Source organism: Chryseobacterium sp. X308 (assembly GCF_020733145.1).
In the GTDB taxonomy this organism is placed as follows: Bacteria; Bacteroidota; Bacteroidia; order Flavobacteriales; family Weeksellaceae; genus Chryseobacterium; species Chryseobacterium cupriresistens.
The window spans coordinates 69,641-92,902 of sequence record NZ_JAJFZH010000014.1; the positions used below are offsets into that span (position 1 = coordinate 69,641).

The 23,262-nt window shown below is 35.6% G+C and carries 23 protein-coding genes; 8 read left to right on the plus strand and 15 right to left on the minus strand.

The genetic code is table 11. From position 1 onward, the window contains the following. Positions 1 to 24: 24 nt before the first annotated feature. The gene (tsf, locus tag LIV57_RS15280; protein WP_110011476.1) at positions 25 to 849 is read right to left on the minus strand and encodes a translation elongation factor Ts; all 825 of its coding nucleotides are present in this window, start codon (positions 847 to 849) and stop codon (positions 25 to 27) included. A 143-nt stretch (positions 850 to 992) separates the two neighbouring features. Between tsf and LIV57_RS15285 the strand changes: the two genes are divergently transcribed. After that, positions 993 to 1,766: a DUF6759 domain-containing protein gene (locus LIV57_RS15285; RefSeq protein WP_227943330.1), complete on the plus strand. Its 774-nt coding sequence runs from the start codon at positions 993 to 995 to the stop codon at positions 1,764 to 1,766. A gap of 59 nt (positions 1,767 to 1,825) precedes the next feature. On the opposite strand, the gene LIV57_RS15290 is transcribed toward LIV57_RS15285, so the two are convergent. Next, positions 1,826 to 2,782: an acetyl-CoA carboxylase carboxyltransferase subunit alpha gene (locus LIV57_RS15290; RefSeq protein ID WP_062675714.1), complete on the minus strand. Its 957-nt coding sequence runs from the start codon at positions 2,780 to 2,782 to the stop codon at positions 1,826 to 1,828. 49 nt (positions 2,783 to 2,831) lie between these two features. Next, positions 2,832 to 4,340 carry a glutamate--tRNA ligase gene (gltX, locus tag LIV57_RS15295; protein ID WP_227943331.1) on the minus strand — a complete coding sequence of 503 codons (1,509 nt, stop codon included), beginning with the start codon at positions 4,338 to 4,340 and terminating at the stop codon, positions 2,832 to 2,834. Between the two features lie 393 nt (positions 4,341 to 4,733). Here gltX and LIV57_RS15300 point away from each other — a divergent pair, with 393 nt between their 5' ends. The 4 genes from LIV57_RS15300 to LIV57_RS15315 all read left to right on the plus strand — a co-directional run bounded on the left by LIV57_RS15300 (position 4,734) and on the right by LIV57_RS15315 (position 9,051). After that, entirely contained in the window at positions 4,734 to 6,122 is a 1,389-nt protein-coding gene (locus tag LIV57_RS15300) for an MAC/perforin domain-containing protein (RefSeq protein ID WP_227943332.1), read from the plus strand. 182 nt (positions 6,123 to 6,304) lie between these two features. Further along, entirely contained in the window at positions 6,305 to 7,102 is a 798-nt protein-coding gene (locus LIV57_RS15305; RefSeq protein ID WP_227943333.1) for a hypothetical protein, read from the plus strand. 3 nt (positions 7,103 to 7,105) lie between these two features. Next, a complete protein-coding gene (locus LIV57_RS15310; protein ID WP_227943334.1) occupies positions 7,106 to 7,759 on the plus strand; it encodes a glycosyltransferase in 654 nt (217 codons plus the stop codon). 26 nt (positions 7,760 to 7,785) lie between these two features. Continuing rightward, positions 7,786 to 9,051 carry a glycosyltransferase gene (locus LIV57_RS15315; protein WP_227943335.1) on the plus strand — a complete coding sequence of 422 codons (1,266 nt, stop codon included), beginning with the start codon at positions 7,786 to 7,788 and terminating at the stop codon, positions 9,049 to 9,051. A gap of 51 nt (positions 9,052 to 9,102) precedes the next feature. Here the strand turns inward: LIV57_RS15315 and LIV57_RS15320 are convergent, their stop codons facing one another. The 12 genes from LIV57_RS15320 to pdxA all read right to left on the minus strand — a co-directional run bounded on the left by LIV57_RS15320 (position 9,103) and on the right by pdxA (position 20,479). Beyond that, on the minus strand, positions 9,103 to 10,344 hold the full coding sequence (locus LIV57_RS15320; protein ID WP_227943336.1) for a glycosyltransferase: 1,242 nt from the start codon (positions 10,342 to 10,344) through the stop codon (positions 9,103 to 9,105). A 4-nt stretch (positions 10,345 to 10,348) separates the two neighbouring features. Then, positions 10,349 to 11,536 (minus strand): glycosyltransferase, encoded by a 1,188-nt coding sequence (locus tag LIV57_RS15325; RefSeq protein WP_227943337.1) that lies wholly within the window; start codon positions 11,534 to 11,536, stop codon positions 10,349 to 10,351. 3 nt (positions 11,537 to 11,539) lie between these two features. Continuing rightward, positions 11,540 to 12,526: a hypothetical protein gene (locus LIV57_RS15330; RefSeq protein WP_227943338.1), complete on the minus strand. Its 987-nt coding sequence runs from the start codon at positions 12,524 to 12,526 to the stop codon at positions 11,540 to 11,542. A 4-nt stretch (positions 12,527 to 12,530) separates the two neighbouring features. Further along, positions 12,531 to 13,277 (minus strand): glycosyltransferase family 2 protein, encoded by a 747-nt coding sequence (locus LIV57_RS15335; RefSeq protein ID WP_227943369.1) that lies wholly within the window; start codon positions 13,275 to 13,277, stop codon positions 12,531 to 12,533. 52 nt (positions 13,278 to 13,329) lie between these two features. After that, entirely contained in the window at positions 13,330 to 14,094 is a 765-nt protein-coding gene (locus tag LIV57_RS15340; RefSeq protein WP_227943339.1) for a polysaccharide deacetylase family protein, read from the minus strand. 1 nt (position 14,095) lies between these two features. Beyond that, complete coding sequence (locus LIV57_RS15345; RefSeq protein WP_227943340.1) at positions 14,096 to 14,878, minus strand: glycosyltransferase family 2 protein; 783 nt, start codon at positions 14,876 to 14,878, stop codon at positions 14,096 to 14,098. 2 nt (positions 14,879 to 14,880) lie between these two features. Continuing rightward, positions 14,881 to 16,128: an ornithine--oxo-acid transaminase gene (gene rocD, locus LIV57_RS15350; protein ID WP_227943341.1), complete on the minus strand. Its 1,248-nt coding sequence runs from the start codon at positions 16,126 to 16,128 to the stop codon at positions 14,881 to 14,883. A gap of 324 nt (positions 16,129 to 16,452) precedes the next feature. Then, complete coding sequence (accC, locus tag LIV57_RS15355; RefSeq protein ID WP_110011462.1) at positions 16,453 to 17,808, minus strand: acetyl-CoA carboxylase biotin carboxylase subunit; 1,356 nt, start codon at positions 17,806 to 17,808, stop codon at positions 16,453 to 16,455. Between the two features lie 83 nt (positions 17,809 to 17,891). Further along, entirely contained in the window at positions 17,892 to 18,374 is a 483-nt protein-coding gene (accB, locus tag LIV57_RS15360) for an acetyl-CoA carboxylase biotin carboxyl carrier protein (RefSeq protein ID WP_047385964.1), read from the minus strand. 127 nt (positions 18,375 to 18,501) lie between these two features. Then, positions 18,502 to 18,705 (minus strand): 50S ribosomal protein L32, encoded by a 204-nt coding sequence (rpmF, locus tag LIV57_RS15365; RefSeq protein ID WP_002976251.1) that lies wholly within the window; start codon positions 18,703 to 18,705, stop codon positions 18,502 to 18,504. A 67-nt stretch (positions 18,706 to 18,772) separates the two neighbouring features. Further along, complete coding sequence (locus tag LIV57_RS15370; RefSeq protein ID WP_137906077.1) at positions 18,773 to 19,303, minus strand: YceD family protein; 531 nt, start codon at positions 19,301 to 19,303, stop codon at positions 18,773 to 18,775. An 84-nt stretch (positions 19,304 to 19,387) separates the two neighbouring features. Continuing rightward, entirely contained in the window at positions 19,388 to 20,479 is a 1,092-nt protein-coding gene (gene pdxA, locus LIV57_RS15375) for a 4-hydroxythreonine-4-phosphate dehydrogenase PdxA (RefSeq protein WP_227943342.1), read from the minus strand. 48 nt (positions 20,480 to 20,527) lie between these two features. On the opposite strand from pdxA, the gene LIV57_RS15380 reads away from it, so the two are divergent. The 3 genes from LIV57_RS15380 to LIV57_RS15390 are packed head-to-tail and all read left to right on the plus strand — an operon-like array spanning position 20,528 to position 23,260. After that, positions 20,528 to 21,112 carry a riboflavin synthase gene (locus tag LIV57_RS15380; protein WP_110011459.1) on the plus strand — a complete coding sequence of 195 codons (585 nt, stop codon included), beginning with the start codon at positions 20,528 to 20,530 and terminating at the stop codon, positions 21,110 to 21,112. Position 21,113: 1 nt separating this feature from the next. Next, a complete protein-coding gene (locus tag LIV57_RS15385; RefSeq protein WP_227943343.1) occupies positions 21,114 to 22,568 on the plus strand; it encodes a sensor histidine kinase in 1,455 nt (484 codons plus the stop codon). Further along, positions 22,568 to 23,260: a tRNA1(Val) (adenine(37)-N6)-methyltransferase gene (locus LIV57_RS15390; RefSeq protein ID WP_227943344.1), complete on the plus strand. Its 693-nt coding sequence runs from the start codon at positions 22,568 to 22,570 to the stop codon at positions 23,258 to 23,260. Before LIV57_RS15385 ends, LIV57_RS15390 begins: the two co-directional genes overlap by 1 nt. The last annotated feature ends 2 nt before the right edge of the window (positions 23,261 to 23,262 follow it).

The following is a 23,262-nucleotide window of genomic DNA, read 5'->3' on the forward strand; positions in this document are numbered from 1 at the left end:
TCTATATTTTTTGAAAAAGTCAGCTTATAGGCTTACTCTTACAAATCCTGTTACTTTTAAGTCTGCGTTTACAGATTTTACATAATCAGCAACTGAGATACTTCCGTCTTTAATGAAATCCTGGTGTACCAAAGTGTTGTCTTTGTAGAATCTCTGCATTTTACCTTTAAGGATGTTGTCGATAATGTTGGCAGGCTTACCTTCTTCAGTAAGTTTGTGTCTTTCGATTTCCAACTCTCTGTCGATAGTTTCCTGAGAAACCGCAGTTTCGTCAAGAGCAATTGGGTTCATTGCAGCAACCTGCATAGAAACAGCTTTAGCAGCTTCTTCAGCTCCGTCTACTTTTGCAGATAGGGAAGTGATTGCAGCAATTTTGTTTCCAGCGTGGATGTAAGCTCCTAAGAAAGCTCCCTGGATTCTTTCGAAAGATCCGATCTCAATTTTCTCACCGATAACTCCTGTTTGCTCAACTAATTTCTCAGCAACAGTGATTCCGTGGAAATCTGTAGCTAAAAGCTCTTCTTTAGTAGCAGCGAAGATTGCCATTTCAGCTAATTCGTAAGCTAGCTCAACGAATGCTTCGTTTTTAGCAACGAAGTCAGTCTCACAATTTAAAGAGATTACAGCACCTAAAGTGTTGTCTTCGTTTACTCTTGCGATTACTGCCCCTTCAGTAGACTCTCTGTCTGCTCTGTTAGCAGCAACTTTTTGTCCTTTTTTTCTAAGGATATCTACCGCTTTTTCGAAGTCTCCTTCAGCTTCAACTAGAGCTTTCTTGCAGTCCATCATACCTGCACCTGTTTGGTTTCTTAATTTAGCTACATCTGCAGCAACTGGTGTATAAGACATAATATCTATTATTTTTTATTTAAGATTAGTATTAATTTTTAGCTTAATTTTAGAGCAGTGCAAAGATAATGATTTTAATGATAAACTAAAAAATGACTTTTCACGTTATTAATATATTTAATACTATTTTAAAGGTTTGATTAATGAAAAAAATCTTCTTCCTTCTATTTATATGCATTTTTGCACTAGGTTTTTCTCAAAAAAAGAAAAAAACAAAATCTAAAGCGGTTGTTGAAAAAGAAACTGTAATCATCTATACCGAACAGGAAGCTGAAATCTCAAAAGAGGCAAGAGTAATTGCCGGTTTTTTGAAACAGAATCCCGGACATGCTAAAACAGACTATTTTAAAAGAAAACTGATTGATATTATCATGGCAGGGAATTCTCCGGAAGCAAAACCTACCATAAAACCAATCAGCAAAGAAAAAATTGAAAATATCGTTAAAAATAATGAATTGAATAGCGGAAAGACGATGGCCGCAAAAAAAGCATATACTGCTAATGGAAAACCTGTCTCTAATAATACAGCAGCTGCTATAGAAGCTTTAAAAGAAGAAAGAAGAACAGCTACCTTTGCATCAGTAAGTTCTGCAGGTTCTGCAAAAAGTGCCGGTACTTCTAAAGCAGGACCCAGTGAAGAAAATAAAAGAACAGCAGCAATGCTTACACACCTTTTTAATAATGATATTAATAAAAACGAAGCCTATATCAATATTAAAAACAGATCCACCTGTAATCTTATTGTAAAGATAAGTGGTAAAAAATATTATAATCTCAGTGTACCTGCCAAAGGAGAAAATTTTATTCTGGTAGATAAAGGGGAATACGTGTTGACCACAATGGTATGTGATGCCAAATATTCTTCCTTAAAGAAAATCAGCCAGGATATTGAAATTGCACTGAATGTTGCAGAATAGAAACAGAAGAAAACTACAGAAAAAAGGTTAAGAAAAAATTCTTAACCTTTTTTTATTTTTTATCCTTTGAACTGACCCATTGCAATGAATTTGTCCTGTCTCTGGGTTTCAAGCTCCTGTCCTGTAAATTTGGAAAAAGCTTTGATATTTTGTAAAATTGAATTTTTCAGGTTCAGATAGGTTGTTTCCTGATCATAATGAGCTCCTCCAAGCGGTTCCTCAATGATACCATCAATGAACTTTTCTCTTAAGGCATCTGCCGGAGTAAGATTCAATGCATTGGCTGCATCTTCTTTGTGATCCCAGTTTCTCCATAAGATAGAAGAGCAGCTTTCCGGTGCAATTACTGTATACCATGTGTTCTCCAACATATATACCTTATTTCCTACACCTATTCCTAATGCTCCGCCACTGGCACCTTCTCCGATGATGTACGTGAAGATTGGAGTTTTCAGCTGAACCATTTCAAAAATATTTCTTGCAATAGCTTCACCTTGTCCTCTTTCTTCAGCTTCCAGCCCCGGATAAGCTCCCGGTGTATCTACTAAAGTTACCACAGGGATATTGAATTTTTCAGCAAGCTTCATTAATCGTAAAGCTTTTCTGTATCCCTCCGGATTTGGCATCCCAAATCTTCTGTGCTGTCTTTCTTTGGTCGTTCTTCCTTTTTGAGTCCCTATGATCATTACTTTCTGACCATCAAGGGTAATCAATCCTCCAATCATTGCCGGATCATCAGCGAAATTTCTGTCTCCATGAAGTTCTAAGAAACTGCCTTTGTCTGCCATTCCGTTAATATAATCCAATGTATAAGGACGATCCGGATGACGGGACAGTTGTACTCTTTGCCAAGGTGTAAGATTTCCATAGATTTCTTTTTTCTTTTCTAAAATCTTATCCTCAATCTGGCTGCATGCTAATTTTACATCAACACCACTTTCTTCTCCTACTAAAGAACACGTCTGGTATTGATCCATCAATTCTTTGATAGGAAGTTCGAAACTTAAATATTCCATTTCTTGAAGTAAATTAAATCTTTCAAATGTATGAAAAATTATGGTTATTCTATTTAAAATTATTTACAGCATTGTTTATTCTGGAGATACTTTCCTCTTTACCAAGGATTTCCAGAATATCCGGGACGTCCGGTCCTTTCAATTCTCCTACTAAAGATAGTCGTAATGGCATCATCACTTTGCCCATTCCTAATCCTTTGTTTTCCGCGAAATCATGCATGGTCTGCTTTAAAGTCTCAGCCACAAAGTCTGTTGTTTCAAAAGCAGTCGCCAATTCACCTAAAATTACCGATGTTTCTTCATTCCATGCTTTTTTTGATGCTTTTTCATCATACGAAGCAGGAGCTTCGAAGAAGAATTTGCCGTTTTCATAGATATCTTTCGGGAAAGTGGCTCTTTCTTTCATCAGATGAATTACTTTCAAAAGTTTTTCATCCGATACACCAGAAAGGTCAAGGTCGGTATTTTTAAGGATCTGAAGAAGTTCCTCATCAGACTTCATCTGAATATACTGATGGTTGAACCACTCAGATTTTTCTTTACTGAATCTTGCGCCCGCTTTATGTACTTTATGAAGATCAAATTCCTTGATCATTTCATCCAGAGGAAGTATTTCTTTATCATCTGCCGGAGACCATCCTAATAAGGCAACCATGTTAATGAAAGCATCAGGAAGATATCCGTTTTCTCTGTATCCTTTAGAAACTACCCCTGTAGCAGGATCTTTAAAGTCAAGAGGGAATACCGGGAACCCGAATTTATCTCCGTCTCTTTTGCTTAATTTTCCTTTTCCTTCAGGTTTTAAGATTAAGGAAAGGTGGGCAAACTGAGGCGCTTCCCACTGCATTGCTTCATATAATAAAGTGTGAAGTCCTAAAGATGGAAGCCATTCTTCTCCACGGATCACGTGGGAGATTTCCATTTCATGGTCATCAATAATGTTGGCAAAATGATACGTTGGCATTCCGTCATTCTTTACCAGAACTTTATCATCTAAAGTATTGGTATTGACTGAAAATTTTCCACGAATAATATCTTCAAGATTTAATACTCTGTCAACAGGCATTTTAAATCGTACTACATAAGGCGTCTTTTCGTCTAATAACCTTTGAACCTCTTCTTCAGAAAGGGCAAGGCTGTTTCTTAAACGGTTTCTTGTTTTATTATCATAAGAGAAAACATCACCTTTTGCTTCATATTCTGCACGCATTGCATCCAGCTCTTCTGCAGTATCAAAAGCAATGTAAGCATAATCTGTTTTCAGGATCTGCTCAGTATATCTGTCATAGATGTCTCTTCTTTCAGACTGTCTGTAAGGAGCGAATTTTCCTCCTTTTTTAGGACTCTCATCAGGAATGATTCCGCACCATTCTAAAGCTTCTTCAATATATTCTTCAGCTCCTTCTACATATCTGGCCGTGTCTGTATCTTCAATTCTCAATACAAATTCTCCCCCTTGATTTTTAGCAAAAAGATAATCATATAATGCGGTTCTTACGCCTCCCAAATGTAATGGTCCTGTAGGACTTGGAGCAAAACGTACTCTTACTTTCTCCATTTCAATTTTAATTTTTGCAAATTTACTTAAAATTATACGTTTACGGGATGATTTATATCCGTTGATTTTTTTTCTCCTTGCTTTTTTATTTCTTTCTTCATATGTCATTTTAAAATAACCTGATAGATATATTGAATGATATTTAAATCTTACGGTTTTAGTTTAGGAAATTATATTATGGAAGTTGGGGGTCATAAAGAAAGTTGTTGAATGATCAAATTTATTTCTGCAAATAATTTTATTTGTTAAATCCCTTTTAAGTGAATGGTCTATTCTTTATTAAAGGCTATTTCATTTAATTATTAAATTCACTAAATGATGATATATGTCATCTTGTTTTACTTACTTCACTCATTGTGGAATAGTATATTTGCTGAAACTTTTAAATAATCTATGAAAAAACAAATTTTATTTTGCTTCAGTAGTCTACTGATGCTTTTTATGAGTTCATGTTCAACGGAGGAACTGAATAGCGAGACAACCCCTGAAAGCTCTGCGGCAAAAGCTAATAATCGCTTATCTGCTTCCAAATTTGCGGGAGACGGGATTTATGATGTTCTGGGACATGGTTATAATGTTACCGGTGAATATGCCAATGCGACAGCTGCCGGTTTTAAGGTGGTTGATATTGATCGCTTTAAATTGGAGCAAGCCAACAGATTAATCAGCGAAAACACAAACTCTCAGGAGTACTCCGAAGATTATGGTGAAAATGCTGAGGCTTACTCGAAAATGGTTTCAACCAAAGTGGATGCAACAGTTAATTTTCCACTGTTTAAAAAAATACTGTCTGTAGGTTTTGGCTCAGCGGTAACAACCAACAATAAGTTTGATGCAAAATATATCTACGGAAGTTATAACCTTACGATCAAACAGAAAAGAGTAAGATTCAATGCGACTACAGATATGCTGGGTGATTATATAACTCCTGAATTTGCTCAGGATTTACAAACAAAAACTCCGCAGCAGATTGTTCAGGATTATGGAACTCACGTGATGACGGATATTTATACAGGCGCAAAACTTGATATTTTATTCCAGTCTGAAACAACGAGCCAGACTCGTGATAAGGCAGCCAGAATCGGAATAAAGGCAGGAATGCTGAATATCTTTAATGTGAATGTGGATAATGATGTGAATACTTCTGAATACCACATGAATTTTTCTAAAAAGTTGACTTACAAAACCAGAGGCGGGGATCCTTCAAAAGGCTTGGTAGGAGATTTGAATCTGGATCAGACCAATACTAAAGTTAATATTTCCAATTGGCAGAACAGCTCAAATGTAAATAATTCTGTTTTGGTTGACTTTGGAAGCAACGGGTTGATTATTATTTATGACTTTGTAAAAGATCCTGTTAAAAAAGCTCAGCTTAAAGCTTATGTAGATCAATATCTGATTGATAATAAAGTGTATCTTGAATTTAACACCATTCCAATTTACAGATATTATAACGGAGTAGATCATTACTATACAAAAATTGCTGGAAGCTATAACGGATATTCTTTTGAAGGAACAGAGTTTAATGCATTCTTGTACAAAGCTCCCAATACAGTTCCTATCTACAGATACTGGAATGGTAAAGATCATTACTATACAAAAACTCCGGGATATTATTCGGGATATGTAGATGAAGGAATCGAGTTCAATGCTTTTGCTACTCAGCAGCCTAATACAGTTCCTATCTACCAATATTGGAACGGTAAAGATCATTATTATTCAAGATCCAGCGTAACACCTTCAGGTTATATTAAGGAGGGAATTGAATTCTACGCATACTAACTAAATAATTTTAATATTTTACAAAAAGAAACCGTCTCCATTGTAAGACGGTTTCTTTTTGTTTGACAAACAAAAGATATTATTTGTGGAAAATCTCATTAGTAATTGGAATTTAAAACTAATATTTTTTATAAGCTTGTCGCTAAAAATGTATTTTTGTAGCTTATAAATAGAGTTTATTAATGAGAAAAGCAATATGTCTTTTTATTGTAGGAGATAAGTACTGGAAAATGTACAATAAAAATAAGGCAAGGTTTGAGAGCTATGCTAAAAAATGTGGTGCGGATATAAAGATCATTGATAAACCTATAGATGAGAATTTTCACCGTCCGCTTCTGGCCCAGAAGCTGCTGATTCCAGCAGAAACAAAGAATTACGATATGGTTCTGTTTATGGATCTTGACATTGTTATTTCGGATAAAGCACCTTCTATTTTTGATTTTCTTCCTGAAGACAAATATTTTGGAGCCGTTCTGGATCCCAGAGGTACGCAGGAATTCAACAGGACCTGGGGACATATCCCAAGAATACTGGAAGAAACCAGTGAAATATATTTTACAGACCGTCATTTTAAAGCCAATCCTTTATTGCAGGGAAGCATTAATGGAGGAGTGTTTATCTTCAGGCCGGAAAAAGTAGCAGATATCTTCGCCGAATATTATTTTTCTGATCATAATCAAGGGGAACTGAACAGTTTTGAAGAAACACCGTTTGCTTACTTTTCCCAGATCAACAATTGGTTCGAAGCTTTACCTATAGAATTTAATACTCAGATTTTATATAAAATAAAAGGAACTGACAGAGGGCTTGAAATAATTGAAAAAGAGAAAAAACTTCCAAAATTTTTCCTCAAATATTATTATAAAAAAACAGGCTTTTGTTTCTATCCTACAGGAGCATATAAAAATTACGTAAAACAAATCATTGCTGAAAATTATTTTACCCACTTTTCCGGCAATTATCCTATAATCTACAATTAAATTATGAGCTTACTTTCACGCTTTTTCAGTAAATTTATCACTATTTCTTACGGAATCACGGTCAATGATGAAGCTAAGGAACTTAAAAATTTATTGGATATTCTCATCCCTTTGATTGATAAGAATGACGAGATTATTGTTCTTCAGGATATTACTCATAAAAATAAAGAGGTGACGGAGCTGCTTGCCGGTTATCATAATATAGTAAAACTGGAAGCGAGGCTGGATGGAGATTTTGCCACGTTTAAAAACAGATTAGTAGAAAAGGCAAACGGGCAGTATCTGTTTCAGATTGATGCCGATGAATACCCTACTGAACATTTCATTAAAACATTGAAGCCTTATCTTAAAAAGGAGAAAAGTGTTGAAATATTTTACGTTCCCAGAATCAATACGGTGGAAGGAATTACAGAAGAATATGTACAGCAAATGGGGTGGAAAATGAATAATGAAGGCTATATTAATTTTCCGGACTATCAGGCTAGAATTATTAAGAATAATAAAAAAATATTCTGGAAGAATAAAGTACATGAAGTTTTACATGGAAATAAAAACTTTACAGAAATTCCAGCAAAATATGAATTGTCTTTAGTTCATAAAAAGAATTTTGAGAAGCAAAAAAAGCAGAATAACTTTTATGAAACCCTGGAAGATTAATCAGTTTGAATTATTAGAAAATAGAAATGGCAGATTTAGGAATTAACGTTTTCGGATTTATTAATGGTGAATTTGGTATTGCTGAAGCAACAAGACTCAATTGTAAAGCAATACAGAGTGTTGGCATGCCCATCAGTATGATCAACTATGATGTGAGAACCAATCATAATAATAATGATCTTACGTTTACTCAGTTTTCGGATAAAGCAGAGCATCCCATTAATTTAGTCCAGGTGTCACCATCCGTTTCTGAAATCTCAAACTTTTTTGAATATTTTGATTATTCTTTTTTTGAAAGAAAATACAATATTCTTTATATGGCATGGGAATCCGAAACCATTCCGGAAGATTATCTGCTGAATATTAATCTTTTCGATGAGGTTTGGACACCTTCAGAGTATTGTAAAAAATGCATTGAAAAGTATATAGCATCTCCCATCAAAGTAATTCCGCATCCGATTGATATTCATCTGAAAAAAACGGATGATGCTGATGCCTTACATTTTTATAGTGAGGAGTACTTTAATTTTTTATTCATTTTTGATTATAACAGCTCCATACAGCGGAAGAATGTACTCAACCTGATAAAGGTTTTCAGAGAGACATTTGATGAGAAAGACAATAATGCTTTCTTGACCATCAAAACTTCTAAATCAGATAAGTTTCCTTTAGAAAAACAACAGATAAAAGAAGCAATCGGGGACTCTGCAAAAATCAAAATTGTAGAAAAGATTTTTGATAAAAATGCACTCAATTACGTAATCAGTAACTGTGACAGCTATATTTCTCTTCATAGGTCTGAGGGCTTTGGGCTTACCATAGCAGAGGCCATGTATTTTGGAAAACCTGTTATCGCTACAGGATATTCCGGAAATCTGGAATTTATGAATGCTGATAACAGTTTTCTGGTACAAGCAGAGAAAGTTTCTTATGGTTCAGATGACCTTAACTACGATTCTAATACCGTCTGGTCTGAACCCTCACTGGAAAAAGCCTCCGAATACCTGAAAAAAATATATCAGGGAGGTGAGGATGTTAAAGAAAAATCGGATCATGCCCGTACAACAATTACTCAGGACTTTTCACTCGAAAAAGTAGGGAAACTGATCAGAGAAAGATCTGAAGAACTTATTTCCGAGGGGAAAATTCAGCAAAGCAGATCAGCGTTGATGAAACTCTATGCAGACAATATATTTCTGAAAAAGGATCTTAGAATTTATAAAAAAAGCAAACCTATTCAGTGGATATATGGTGTGAAAATGTATTTCAGAAACAGAAAACAGAAGAAATAATTTCCTATAAAATGAAGGAGCGGTGGATTAAGACAAATCCACCGCTCTTTTTTATTTCTTACCTTTTACTTTCTTTAAAAAGAGGTTTACTTTTTTTCTGATTTTATTGTATAATGTTTTCTCAAGGTAATTCACCCTGCCGGTCAATCTGTCTATTTCAGCCAGATAAAAAACATTTCCTACACTGTTTTCTGAAGGATTTCCTTTTTTGTCCATCTGCGCAATAAAGGACAGCCTTAACTTAAGCAATTGTCCTATGGCTTCAAGAGAAAAATGATCTCTGATCTGAGCCTCGGCACTTTCTTTAATTGAGTGTAAAGATTTAAAATTATTCTTTATATACAAAAGTTTCTGTGTGGCATCCTGTAGATCAGGTTTTGCCAAAGTGAGCCCTTCAGCAATTAACCCTTTGGTATTGGAGGTTTTAATAAAACTATATTGAACAAGGAAACTGTTGTTCACATTCATAAAGTCAAGATTTCCCGAGTATCCGGTTCCTACAACTATTTTCCCGTAAGACATAGCTTCTGCCATGGTAAGTCCGAAACCTTCGGAACCGTGAAGCGAAATAAGGACATCGGATTTCTGAATCATAGAATGAAGCTTTTCTTTCGAAAAATGTTCATTAATAATGATAATATTCGAAATGCCGGCATATTTTTCCACTACTTTCTGTGCATCTTTACTTCTGTCAAGATTATGGGTCTTGACAATTAAAACACTTTCGGGATCATCTTTAAAGACATTAATAAACGCCTCAATAGTAGCTTCAGGATTTTTTCTGATGGTAGTACTTAAGGAATCAAAAATGGTAATGTATACATGGGTGCCGGGCTTAATATGGTACTCCTCAAAATTAAACTCATCAGAAGGAGCCAGTTTTTGAATAGGATGAGAAAATCTCATCACCGGAATCCCTGTATATTTCGTGAAAATATTGACACAAAAATCGCTGGGAACCCATAATTCATCAAAGATATTGAGAAACTCAACTGTTTTATCGGATACCTCAGGAAATTCCCATGCCCAATAAACAATGTTATAATGACCCGCAAGATTGATATCCTGGTTTTTTGAAAAGAATTCGTGAGTCACATTACTGTTAATGTGAAAGATATTGATTAACGCATCGGCTTCTGTATTGCTTTCAGACTTTTCAAGAGTGTCACTTGAGTAGCTGATGCGGTTTACTTTAATGCCTGCGTTTTCCATAGCAGCTGCATTAAGCCTTGTGGCTTCTGCTATACCAAAATTTCCATCAAAAAAACCGTGATAGTTTACGCTTAATGACATGTTTTTATAATGTTTTAAGTTTTTCTTTTACTTCTTCAGGTGAAAAGGCTCTCAGGCTGTCCACAGAATTTCTGCTTAAAGTATTCCAAAGCTCTTCATCATTATTCAGCTGGATTATGGCCTCTGCGAAACGGGTTTCGTCATTGGCAATCAGCACATTTTTTTTATCGGTAAGTTTCATTCCTTCGGCACCTATATCTGTAGTAACCACGGGGAAAAAATATTCAAACGCCTGTCCGATTTTTCCTTTTACCCCGGCACCAAATCTTAAAGGAGCTACCATAATTTTTGAATTCATGAAATGCTCTTCAATGCTTTCCACAAATCCTAAAAATTTAAACTTAGGAAATAGTTTAAGATCCAGTTTTTCGGCAACATTACCAATAATGCTTACTTCCAGCTCAGGATTGGTTTTCCAGACAATAGGCATTATTTTTTCGTATAAAAATTTTACCGCATCAATATTCGGTTCGTGAATAGAGCCAATGAAGGTAATTCCTTTACTTTCACTGAAGCTCTTTCTTTCAGAAATATCAATTTTAGGATAATGAATATTGGATATCGTAATGATCTTATTTTTATCTGCATACCCGCCCATAATTTCCTTTTCCTTATCAGATATCGCAATAATATAGTCCAATTGTGGTGCGACAACGGTTTCCAGCCGGAAAAAATGCTTGTAATTTTTCTTTAAAGAAATACGGGTCGGTTCCAGTTCTATCGCTCTTTTAAACCTTAAAAAATGAATATCCACCATATCATAAATGAATTTGGCAGATGGTAAAACAGTCTTCATTTTTTTATAAAAAAGATTCAGAGCCAGAGGACCGTTGAACCAGACATAATCTATCTTTTTAAAAGAAGACAGAAAATCGTAGATATTCCTGTATCTGGTATTCTCTATATAAACGATAACGTTGTGCTGCTGATAAAACTTTACATAAGAATCGTCTTCAAATATATGAGGAGCAAATAAAATGCAGTTGTATCCTAATTCTTTGTAAATAAATATTAGCTCTTTCAGTCTGTTGGCCCCGGATTCTTTATCATGGGCAGGGAAATCTCTTGATGCAAACAGAATCGTTTTTTGGGAAGCGTCATACAGATGAATGTTGACTATATCCTTAGACTGAAGGTTTTTGAGTTTTTCTTTTCTTTCGAAGTGTTTTTTTATTTTTTTTAAGATTCCCATTTGCTAGTTTTTAGTATCCAGTTCAAAAACTTTATTCACCCAGCTATCCAAAGTATATCTGTAGTAGATTTCTTCCGGAATTTTCTCGTAGGGTGTTTCAAAAAAAGATTTGTCAAGATTACTAATATTTTTGTTTAAAATCAAAATATTATTGGGATTGTAAAAATCATAGGTTTTAATGGCTTCATTATCAGTAATGATTTTCTTGTCCAGAGCCATGGCCTCAAAAACTCTGAAACTGAGCCCATATTGCCCCTCACGCATGAGGTCCAGTAAAACTTTGGAGTTCTTATAATACTTTGGAAGATCGTTGTGTGGAATCTTTTTGATGCTGAAAATCAGAAAAAGATTTTTGGGAACCGTCATGAAAATATTCGTGAGCTGATGTTTCCATGACTTTTTTCCGATGATCATGATCTGGAATTTTAATCCCTGTTCAATCAGTTTTTTAGCCAGTAACTTTATCAGGGAAACCCTTCTGTTATCATACGATGTGATATAGAAAAGATCCATTTCAGGCTGTTGGATTTCCTGTGAACAATGGGGAAGATAAATATAGTTTGTTAACTTTTCGAACCCGTGCTTTTTGACGTCAATATAGTCGAATGAGAATACTTTATCAAAAAGATATAACTTGTCTTCCACCGGAACCCTTTCAAGATTATCATAAAGATAGGTAACCAGGCGGTCTGTATATTTTCGGATTTTTTGAAGGGTAGAAAGATCGAATGTATCCGGGTTCATCACCAGTATCTGATCCTGATGCCCTAATTTTTCCAGAGAATCCAGAACGTATTTTTGTCTTTTTTCAGTCTTAAGATTTTTGTTTAAAAAAGTTTTGCTTAAAGCATTTACCGCTCTTTCATTGAAGTTGGAATGTGTAACGGTACTGATCTTTACATGATGTGCATCAATACCTCTTTTGCATAATGTTTCAACAATATACTTATCATAATCCCAAAAATCATAACTAATGATACAAATCTTCATTCAACTAATTTTGCTCTTTTTTTAATGATTCATAGGTTTCATAAACACTTAAAGATTGAAGGTAAGATAACTGATACCCTTCTTTTCCGTCTAAAATACCCAGTCTCATTATATAGGCTTTAAAGAATTTAAAAGCTGTTTTAAGATATTGAACCAAAACACTGTACTTTTTCCCTTTTGCAGCCAGTTCTTTACCCTTTAAAACTCCGTAATGAATCATTTTTTTTCTGTAAGATTCATAATCTGAAACGGAGTAGTGGAGTAATTTATTTTTTAAAATTCCGATGGTTCCGTTAACCTCCAGAGTTTCATGTACCTTTTTTCCCGCCATATATCTGGCCTTCGATTTTCTGAATAGCCTGAAGTTTTTATCAGACTGCGTTCCTGAAAAGTGAATCGGTTTCTGGGCAAAAAAGAATTTCCTGTAAAAATAATAGGCATCCTTTTGCCCGGGTTTGTTCAGCTCACCGATAATTTCCTGCTTCAGGGCCGGAGTAATTCTTTCATCACCATCCAAAAATAATACCCAGTCGTTGGTTGCATGATCAAGAGCTAAATTTCTCTGCTTTGTAAAGTCCTCAAATTTATTCTGAATCACTTTTACATGGGGGAATTTCTTTGCAATTTCTACAGTTTTATCCGTACTAAAAGAGTCTACCACAATTATTTCATCACAAAAATCAAAAGACTCAAGGACATCCTGTATATTTTTTTCTTCATTATATGTTATGATTAAACCACTTATATTCATCACAACGTTTTGTTTGATAGAGAAGTACGTTACATACTCCTTAATATTATTTTTAAAATAGTTTTAATCTCCCAAAGATAAGTTTAAATTTGAATTTTATGAGCGAATCTTTGCCTTTTATATCAATTCTACACAGTTCGTATGGATGCTGTGTAGGATAATAATTCACTTTATTTCCAATTCTTACTGCAAAATCAATTCCTATTTTTTTCAAAATAGAAAAAAATGCTAATTTATCATGTTTTTTTTGTGGATATTTTCCATACGGGTACGCCAAAACCTTTGAATACCTGATATTTTGGGCATCAAGAATCTGCATGTTTTTTTTTAGATCTTTTTCTACAAAATCAAAAGGTGCATTTCTCAAGTTTTCGTGGGCATGACTGTGAAGGGCAATCTCAAAATACTTTTTATCCAGATTCCTGATTTCATCAAAGCTCATCATGGCATAATTCTTATATCCCTTTTCGATAAATCCGGTGGGAATAAAAATTGTAGCTTTCAGATTGTATTTTTCCAGTAAAGAGGGTAGATATTCAAGATTGTTTCTGTATCCGTCATCAAAGGTGATGATAATGTTTCTTTTTGTTGAAACAGTAAGGTCTGAAAAAAAGTGGGAAGTGTACTTGTTTCGTTTCAGATATGAAAACTGCTGTTCAAGATTTTTTAAACTGACCGTAAGATCTTCATGGCTTTCTTTTTCAATCTGATGATACATAAGGATAACCAGTCTGTTATGCGGAAAAACAAAAAGGTAGAGACGGAAATACACAACGATAAATATCGCCAATACAACAAGAATCAGATACAAAATCATGCTATTTTACGGTATTTTGTTCAATTTCTAACAGCCTTATTTTTTCACGCAGCTTGATATATTTCAAAAAGGTGTAATAAGACATTGTTTTAGCAACATAAAATCCAGGAAATCCATCCAGAAAACCAAGCCTGAAAATAAAAACCTTCATAAACTCGAATATCGGGCCAACAATGATTTTAAATCTCCTGACTTTCTTCCCTCTTTCAAACATTTTCTCAGCCATCATATCAGAATATTTGTTGATTTTTGAGACATGATGATGAATGCTTTTGTAAGTATAATGATCCAGTTTTCCTTTCATAAGGCCAGCTTTCTCATCAGATATCAAAAATTCATGAACTTTATCATCCGAATACCTTACGTATTTTTTTCTGAACAGCCTTTCACGGCATACATTTCCCCAGCCCCCGAATCTGATCGTATGAATTCCCAAATGATTGCTGAATTTTGCTTTATAAACATTGAATTCCGGGTTTTCTGAAGCAACAATGCTTTGTATAGATCTTTTCAGATTTTGATCAGGAACTTCATCGGCATCCAGAAACAAAACCCATTCATGGGAACATAAAGTAAGGGCATGGTTTTTTTGTTCACCATACCCATTAAATTTTTTCTCAAAGAATTTTACCTGAGGATATTTTTGAGTGCAAATCTCTTTGGTCTTATCCGTTGAAAAGCTATCGACAATGATGATTTCATCAGCTGTATCTGTTAATGAATCTAAAAGTCTTGTGATATTCTCTTCTTCATTATAAGTAATGATTGCAAGGGAAAGAGCCATTTTTATTTAAACTCAAGAATAGTCTTTTCAATAATCTTCACGCAATCCAGCAACTGCTCTTCTGTAATGACCAGTGGCGGTGCAAGTCTTATGATATTACCGTGGGTAGGTTTTGCGAGCAATCCGTTTTCTTTTAATTGTAAGCAAAGATTCCATGCGGTAGAGCTATCAGGTGTATCATTGATCAGAATAGCGTTTAAAAGGCCTTTTCCTCTTACTTTGGTAATAAGGTTTGTTTTTTCAATAAGCTTCTCTATTTCAGCTCTGAAAAGCTTTCCTAATTCTTCTGCTCTTTCAGACAGTTTTTCGTCAGCTACTACATCTAATGCTGCTACTGCTACGGCACATGCAATAGGATTTCCTCCAAATGTGGAACCGTGCTGTCCCGGTTTAATAACATTCATAATGTTGTCATTCGCTAAAACAGCGGATACCGGATACATACCTCCTGAAAGTGCTTTTCCCAGGATCAAAATATCCGGTTGTACATCTTCATGGTGGCAGGCAATCAGTCTTCCTGTTCTTGCAATACCTGTCTGAACTTCATCAGCAATGAAAAGAACATTGTGTTTTTTACATAGTTCAGAAGCATTTTTAAGGAAGTTTTCATCCGGAACATACACTCCGGCCTCTCCCTGAATTGGTTCTACTAAGAACGCTGCAATATTTGCTGCTTCTCTGCTTAATACTTCTTCCAATGCAGCGATATCGTTATAAGGAATTTTGATAAATCCTGGTGTAAAAGGTCCGTAGTTTTGGTTGGCATCCGGATCATTGGAGAAAGAAACAATAGTGGTTGTTCTTCCGTGGAAATTGTTTTCGCAAACGATAATTTTCGCCGCATTTTCTGCAATTCCTTTTACTTCATAACTCCATTTTCTAGCCAGTTTTACGGCTGTTTCCACTGCTTCAGCTCCGGAGTTCATTGGTAAAACTTTATCAAACCCGAAAAGTGTGGTTATTTTCTGCTCATATTCTCCTAATTTAGAGTTGTAGAAAGCTCTTGAAGTTAACGCCAGTTTTTGGGCCTGCTCTACCAGGGCTCCTACGATTTTCGGATGAGAGTGTCCCTGGTTCACAGCAGAATATGCTGAAAGAAAATCATAGTACCTTTTGCCCTCCACATCCCAAACGAAAACACCTTCTCCGCGGTCCAGAACAACTGGAAGGGGGTGATAGTTGTGCGCTCCATGTTTGTCTTCAAGGTCAATAAAATACTGTGAGTTTTTTGTTTGTTCTGCTGTTGACATATATTTTGGTTTTCAACAAATTTACACAATATTAATGATATGCATAAACAAATACCCAGTAACGTTTTGGGGTAAAATTGAAGTAGATTTTAGGGTGGAATAATATCGGATCAGAAAATATTTTCTTTATTGATTGCTTGTTTTAGGTATTATATCTTTATGTTGGCAGAATTTTATTTTCTGATTGTTTATTAATTTTTATTAACGATTAATAAGAACTTGATTCATTAGTTTTTATGATATGTTGACTGGCATAATCATTGATGGATTTAAATAAAAAAACTGCCCCTTTTGAGGCAGTTTTAATTTGTATATAAAATAATCTTAATGATTATCGTATTTTCTATCCATTACAAAATCCTCCATGAATTTTGTAGTATAGTTCCCTGAAAGATAATCTTCATTATCCATCAGCTGTCTGTGGAAAGGAATTGTTGTTTTTACTCCTTCAATATAGAATTCTTCAAGAGCACGTCTCATTTTTGCAATGGCTTCCTCACGGGTCTGAGCCGTAGTGATAAGCTTAGCAATCATAGAGTCGTAGTTAGAAGGGATTGTATATCCGGAATACACGTGAGTGTCTACTCTGATTCCGTGTCCGCCAGGAATATTTAATCCTGTGATTTTCCCCGGAGACGGTCTGAAATCTGCATAAGGATCTTCTGCGTTGATTCTGCACTCGATGGAGTGTAACTTAGGATAATAGTTGATTCCTGAAATAGGAGTTCCTGCAGCAAGAAGAATTTGTTCTCTGATCAGGTCATAATCAATTACCTGCTCAGTAATAGGGTGCTCTACCTGGATTCTTGTATTCATTTCCATGAAATAGAAATTTCTGTGCTTGTCTACAAGGAATTCGATTGTTCCCACCCCTTCATATCCAATGAATTCCGCAGCTTTTACAGCAGCTTCCCCCATTTTCTCACGCAGTTCGTCTGTCATGAAAGGAGAAGGCGTTTCTTCAGTTAATTTCTGATTTCTTCTCTGTACAGAACAGTCTCTTTCAGAAAGGTGGCACGCTTTTCCGAATTGGTCACCAGCAACCTGAATTTCGATGTGTCTTGGCTCTTCAATCAGTTTTTCCATATACATACCTCCGTTTCCAAAGGCAGCTACAGCTTCCTGAATAGCAGATTCCCAGTGATCTTTAAGGTCTTCAGCTTTCCAGACAGCTCTCATTCCTTTTCCACCACCACCTGCGGTAGCTTTGATCATTACCGGATATCCTGTTTCTTCAGCTATCTTTACAGCGTGTTCATAAGATTCGATCAATCCGTCAGAACCTGGTACACAAGGTACACCTGCTGCTTTCATAGTAGCCTTAGCGTTTGCTTTATCTCCCATTTTTTCAATCTGTTCAGGAGAAGCACCAATAAATTTGATACCGTTCTTCTGGCAGATTCTTGAGAAGTTAGCATTTTCAGATAAAAATCCATAACCTGGGTGAATAGCGTCAGCATTGGTAATTTCCGCTGCAGCAATAATGTTAGGGATTTTAAGATAGGAGTCTTTACTCATTGCAGGACCAATACATACTGCTTCATCAGCAAATCTTACGTGAAGACTGTCTTTGTCAGCAGTAGAGTATACTGCAACGGTTTTGATTCCCATTTCTTTACAAGTACGTAAAATACGCATTGCAATTTCGCCACGATTGGCTATTAATATTTTTTTGAACATCTTAATACGATTTGAAATTTGAAAATTTGAAATTTGAAATTGATTTTATAATCAATCATCAATCATCATTAATCAATATTTAATTAAGATGGATCTACTAAGAATAAAGGTTGGTCATACTCTACAGGCGTAGCGTCGTCAACTAAAATTTTAACAATTTTTCCGCTGATTTCAGATTCAATCTGGTTGAATAGCTTCATTGCTTCAATAACGCAAACTACTTTACCAACAGAAACTTCGTCACCTACATTTACAAATACATCTTTATCAGGAGATGGTTTTCTATAGAAAGTACCAATCATTGGAGATTTGATTGTTACATATTTGCTGTCATCAGATGCAGCTTCAGCTTTCTCAGCAGCCGGAGCAGCCGGAGTTGCAACAGGTGCCGGAGCAGCTACCGCTTGCGGTGCAGTGTGATATACTGCAGGCTGTGCATAAACAGCATCGCTTCCAGCTAATGGAGTTTTAATAGTGATTTCGAAATCTTTAGTTTTGTACTTCACTTCTGAAACTTCAGCCTTAGATACAAACTTGATAAGATTTTGTATGTCTTTAATGTCCATAAATTTGATATTTGATTTGATGCCAAAGATACCAAAAAAACGTAAAAAACAACAAAAAACCGCCAAATTTTATCAAAATTGGGCGGTTTTTGTATTAAAATGAGGCTTTTTCAGCGAAAAGCGACTCTTAGTTTTCTTCAGTAGCAGCTACTTCTTTTTCCAATACTACTTTACCTCTGTAGTATAATTTTCCTTCATGCCAGTGAGCTCTGTGGTATAGGTGAAGCTCTCCTGTTGTTGCATCTTTAGCTAATTGAGGAACTACAGCTTTGTAGTGAGTTCTTCTCTTATCTCTTCTTGTAGACGACTGTCTTCTCTTTGGATGTGCCATTTTCTAATAACTTTTTTAATTGATGAGCGATGAGATTCATCATCTCATCATATTTAAATTATTCTATTTAATTATTGTCTTTTAATTTTCTTAAAGCATCCCATCTTGGGTCACTTTCATGTTCTTCTTCTTCAGTTACCTCAATATCTTTAGGACTGAACTGGTCAAGAATTTTAAGATCTTCATCACTTACATTCGGTGAAATCTTTTTCATCGGGATAGAAAGCATTACATTTTCATAAATCAAATGTGCTACATTGAAAGCGTGCTCTCCGGTAGGAATGGTAATCACATCTTCATTGCTGTCATCATATTCTTCCCCGAAATTCACCAAAATTTTGATTTCATTCTCAATAGGATAGTCGAAATTTTCATTGGTGATATCACAAACCAATTCAACTAATCCATTAATTTTAATCTCAAATTCCAGAAAAGTAGTGTGTTTATCAAGCGATACATTCACTTCTATTCTAGGATTTGTAAATTCCTGCTCAGTGTCAAATAATTGAAAGAACGTTTTATCTATCTCAAACTTGAACTCGTGTTTTCCGTTTTTAAGTCCGGAAAAGCTTACGTCATAGTTTCTTAACTTGTCCATAAAATGAGTGTGCAAAAATATGCATTTTTTTTATAATAACAAATAAAATCTAAAACAAATTAATTTAAAATTTGTTTTAAAGATTTATGCTTCAGTTTCCTCCGGCAGATCTTCATCTATTCCGTTGTCTACAGCCATTTTTCTAGGCTGCAGGCGGTCGCTCATCAGTTCGCGGTATTCACTTCTGTTTTTGAAAACCTTAATAGCAGTGAAGATTGCTTCTGTAAAACTTTGTTCGTCAGCCATATTTTTTCCTGCAATATCATAAGCAACTCCATGATCCGGAGATGTTCTGATGAAAGGAAGTCCCGCCGTATAATTTACTCCTTCTTCATACGCTAATGTTTTGAAAGGAGCCAGTCCCTGGTCGTGATACATTGCTAAAACAGCATCGAAATTTTTGTATTTGCCCGGCTGGAAGAAACTGTCTGCAGGAAAAGGCCCGAATGCCAGTATTCCGTTGTCAGAAAGTTCTTTAATAGCTGGGCTGATGATCTCGATTTCTTCATTTCCGATAACACCGCCATCTCCTGCGTGAGGATTTAATCCCAGCACCGCAATTTTAGGCTTTTGAATACAGAAATCTTCTATCAGCGTCTGGTTTAAAACTCTGATCTGTTTCTTTATTTTTTCCTTGGAAATATTTTCAGCCACCTTTGCAATTGGGATATGATGTGTGGAAACAGCCACTTTAAGATCTTCGGTAACAAGGAACATTAATCCTTTTTTATTGAATTTCTCTTCAAAATATCCTGTGTGTCCTGCATGTTTGAAGCCCATCTTTACCATTTCATCCTTGTTGATCGGAGCGGTTACCAGAACGTCAATATCTCCTTTCATCAAAGCTTCAGTAGCTGCTTCCAGAGAATCAATGGCCATCTTTGTAGATTCTTCAGTAGGAACTCCCAGTTCTACATTCACGTTTTCTTTGGTTAGGTTCACCATATTGAGTTTCCCTGCCTGTGCCTGCGAAGGTTCATTCACATAGTTGAAATTAAGATTCAGCTTAAAAATATTTTTCTGATAAGTGAATAATTTTCCCGAACCAAAAATTACAGGAGTGAAAAAATCTGTAATAGTTTTGTCTTTCAGAGACTTCATAATGATCTCCGGGCCGATGCCGTTGAAATCACCGATTGAAATTCCTACTCGTACTTTATGGTTTTTTGGGCTCATTTTGATTATCTTTGAAGATTATAATTTACAAATTTAGCAAAAAATAATATGTTCACAGGAATTATTGAAGCAGTTGGTGTTATTGAGAAGATTGAAGAAAAAGGAAGCAATATAGATTTTACCCTGACTTGCCCTTTTACAAATGAACTGAAAATTGATCAAAGCCTTGCGCACAACGGCTGTTGTCTTACAGTTGTTGAAATAAAAGACAATCATTATGTGGTGACGGCAATCAATGAAACATTGGAAAAAACCAACCTTGGAAAATGGGAATTGGGAACCGTTGTCAACCTTGAACGCTGTATGAAAATGGATGGAAGACTCGATGGTCATATTGTTCAGGGACATGTTGATAAAACCGGTGAAGTGGTGAGTATCGAAAATAAAGACGGAAGTTATTTTATTACCATGAAGTATGATAATGACGGAAGTTTTGTAACGGTACCTCAGGGATCCATTACTGTAAACGGAATCAGTCTTACTGTTGCTAAAAGTGAAGATAATCAGTTTTCCGTAGCTATTATTCCTTATACCTGGGAATTTACGAATATGAAACATTTGAAAATTGGTGACAAAGTAAACCTGGAATTTGATATCATTGGTAAGTATATTGCTAGGTTAATTAAAAAGTAGAATGTCAATAAATAAGTATAAAGGATATAGCTTAAGGAATCGTGTGTTTTTCGGTTTCCTGCTGGTATGTTTTTTAAGTGTGGTTGCTACATCACTTGTTCCTTACTTTGTATTGAGAAATCATTCTTTACAGCAGAGTAATATCGATATGCAGGATAAAACCAATGCTGTAATGCGATATCTGGACTATGCGGTAAGCCAGAAACTTATTGAGACAAAAGATCTTCCGGAAGTCCTGGGAAATAAAATCTTCGAGATAGCGGATATCAACCAGCATGATATTTTTATTTATGATCTGAAGGGAAACTATTTGCTTTCCAACAAAGACGAAGGATTAATTGAGCAGAAAACAATTCCTATAGAAATCATCAATAAGATCCTGTCTACTGACGCAAGAGTAGACATGGTGAATTATGATGCGGCTAAGGATGCAAAGCTTACCTCTTCCTATCTTTTGCTGAAAAACAATGAACTTGAGCCTATCGGAATTGTTTATATTCCTTTATACCATAATGAATCTGCTTACCTTGAAGTTCTTCATCAGTATGTAAAATATATTCTTTTAGTCGATATCTTCCTTATTTTATTTAGTATCTGGATCAGTTGGGTGACTTCTAATAGCCTGGCGAAAACCATTACGAAATTCTCTGATATGATTACCCGTATTACCTTGTTTGAAAACGAAATGCGTCCTATCAGATATTATAAGAATGATGAGCTTAATGCTTTGGCAAGGGCTTATAACAGGATGATTTTACAGATTCAGGATCAGAAAGAAAGACTTAGGTTCAAAGCATCGGAAGAAGCATGGAGAGAGATGGCCAAGCAGGTGGCTCATGAGGTGAAAAATCCGCTGACGCCAATGAAGCTGACGATTCAGAATTTTGAAAGAAAATTTGACCCCGAAGATCCGAATATCAGGGAAAGGGTAAAGCAGATGAGTAAGACTATTGTGGATCAGATTGATCTGATTGCTACCGTAGCTTCAGCATTCTCGGAATTTGCGAAGCTTCCTGAAAAAAATAATGAAGTGATCAATCTGAATACGGAAGTTGAAGATATTCTCCGTGTATTCAATGATGACAGTATTTTCATGCATGCCAACAAGACGAATATTATGATCAATATGGACAGAATTTATCTTTCCAGAATTATCACAAACCTTGTTACCAATGCAAAGCAGGCGGAAAGTGATAAGAGAAAACTGATCATCAATGTAGATGTCGAACAGCACCAAAGAAGGGTCATTATCTCTGTTCAGGATAACGGAGTCGGGATTCCTGAAAATATGTACGAAAGAATCTTTGAGCCGAATTTTACTTCTAAAAGCAGTGGAATGGGGCTTGGTCTGTCTATGGTGAGAAAAATGATTGAGGATTATAAAGGTGAGATCTCTGTGAAATCAGAAGTAGGGAAGGGATCTACATTCATTATTACACTGCCTACCAATTTATAGTGAAGCCTTTTACATTTAAGCAATTTGAAATTCAGCAGTCTAAAGACGTCTTCCGGGTAGGAACAGACGGAGTTCTTCTTGGAGCTTTGGCTGGCGTTGAGAACGCTTCCCATGTTTTGGAAGTCGGAACCGGTACGGGATTAATTTCTCTTATGCTGGCGCAAAGAAATCTTCAGGCCGGCTTTTTGGGATTGGATATTAATGAGGATGCTGCAAAACTTACCCAGCTCAATTTTGAAAATTCTCCTTTTCATGCCAGGTTGAAAAACAGTCATCAGGACTTTAAAACTTTTGAAACGGTAGATCGTTTTGATCTTATTGTGTCCAATCCTCCGTATTTTGAAGAATCAGGATCTGAAAAAGATAAGATTGCGCGCCAGACTGTGGAATTGAACTTCAGACAGTTGATCAGCAGGGCAGCAGAATTGCTGTCAGGCAACGGGATCTTTTCCGTAATCATACCTGTAGAAGCAGGAGGAACTTTTGTTTCAATAGGTAAAGAAAATAACCTGCATCTGAACAGAAAAATTAATATCAGAGGAATTGAAAATGCGAAGGCAAAAAGATTGATTCTGGAGTTTTCATCGCATGAAAAAGAAACCATCGAATCTGATTTTGTGATAGAAAAAAGTCCGAGACAATACTCGGACCAATATCTTGAACTCACCAAAGAGTTTCATGTTTTTAAATAAAG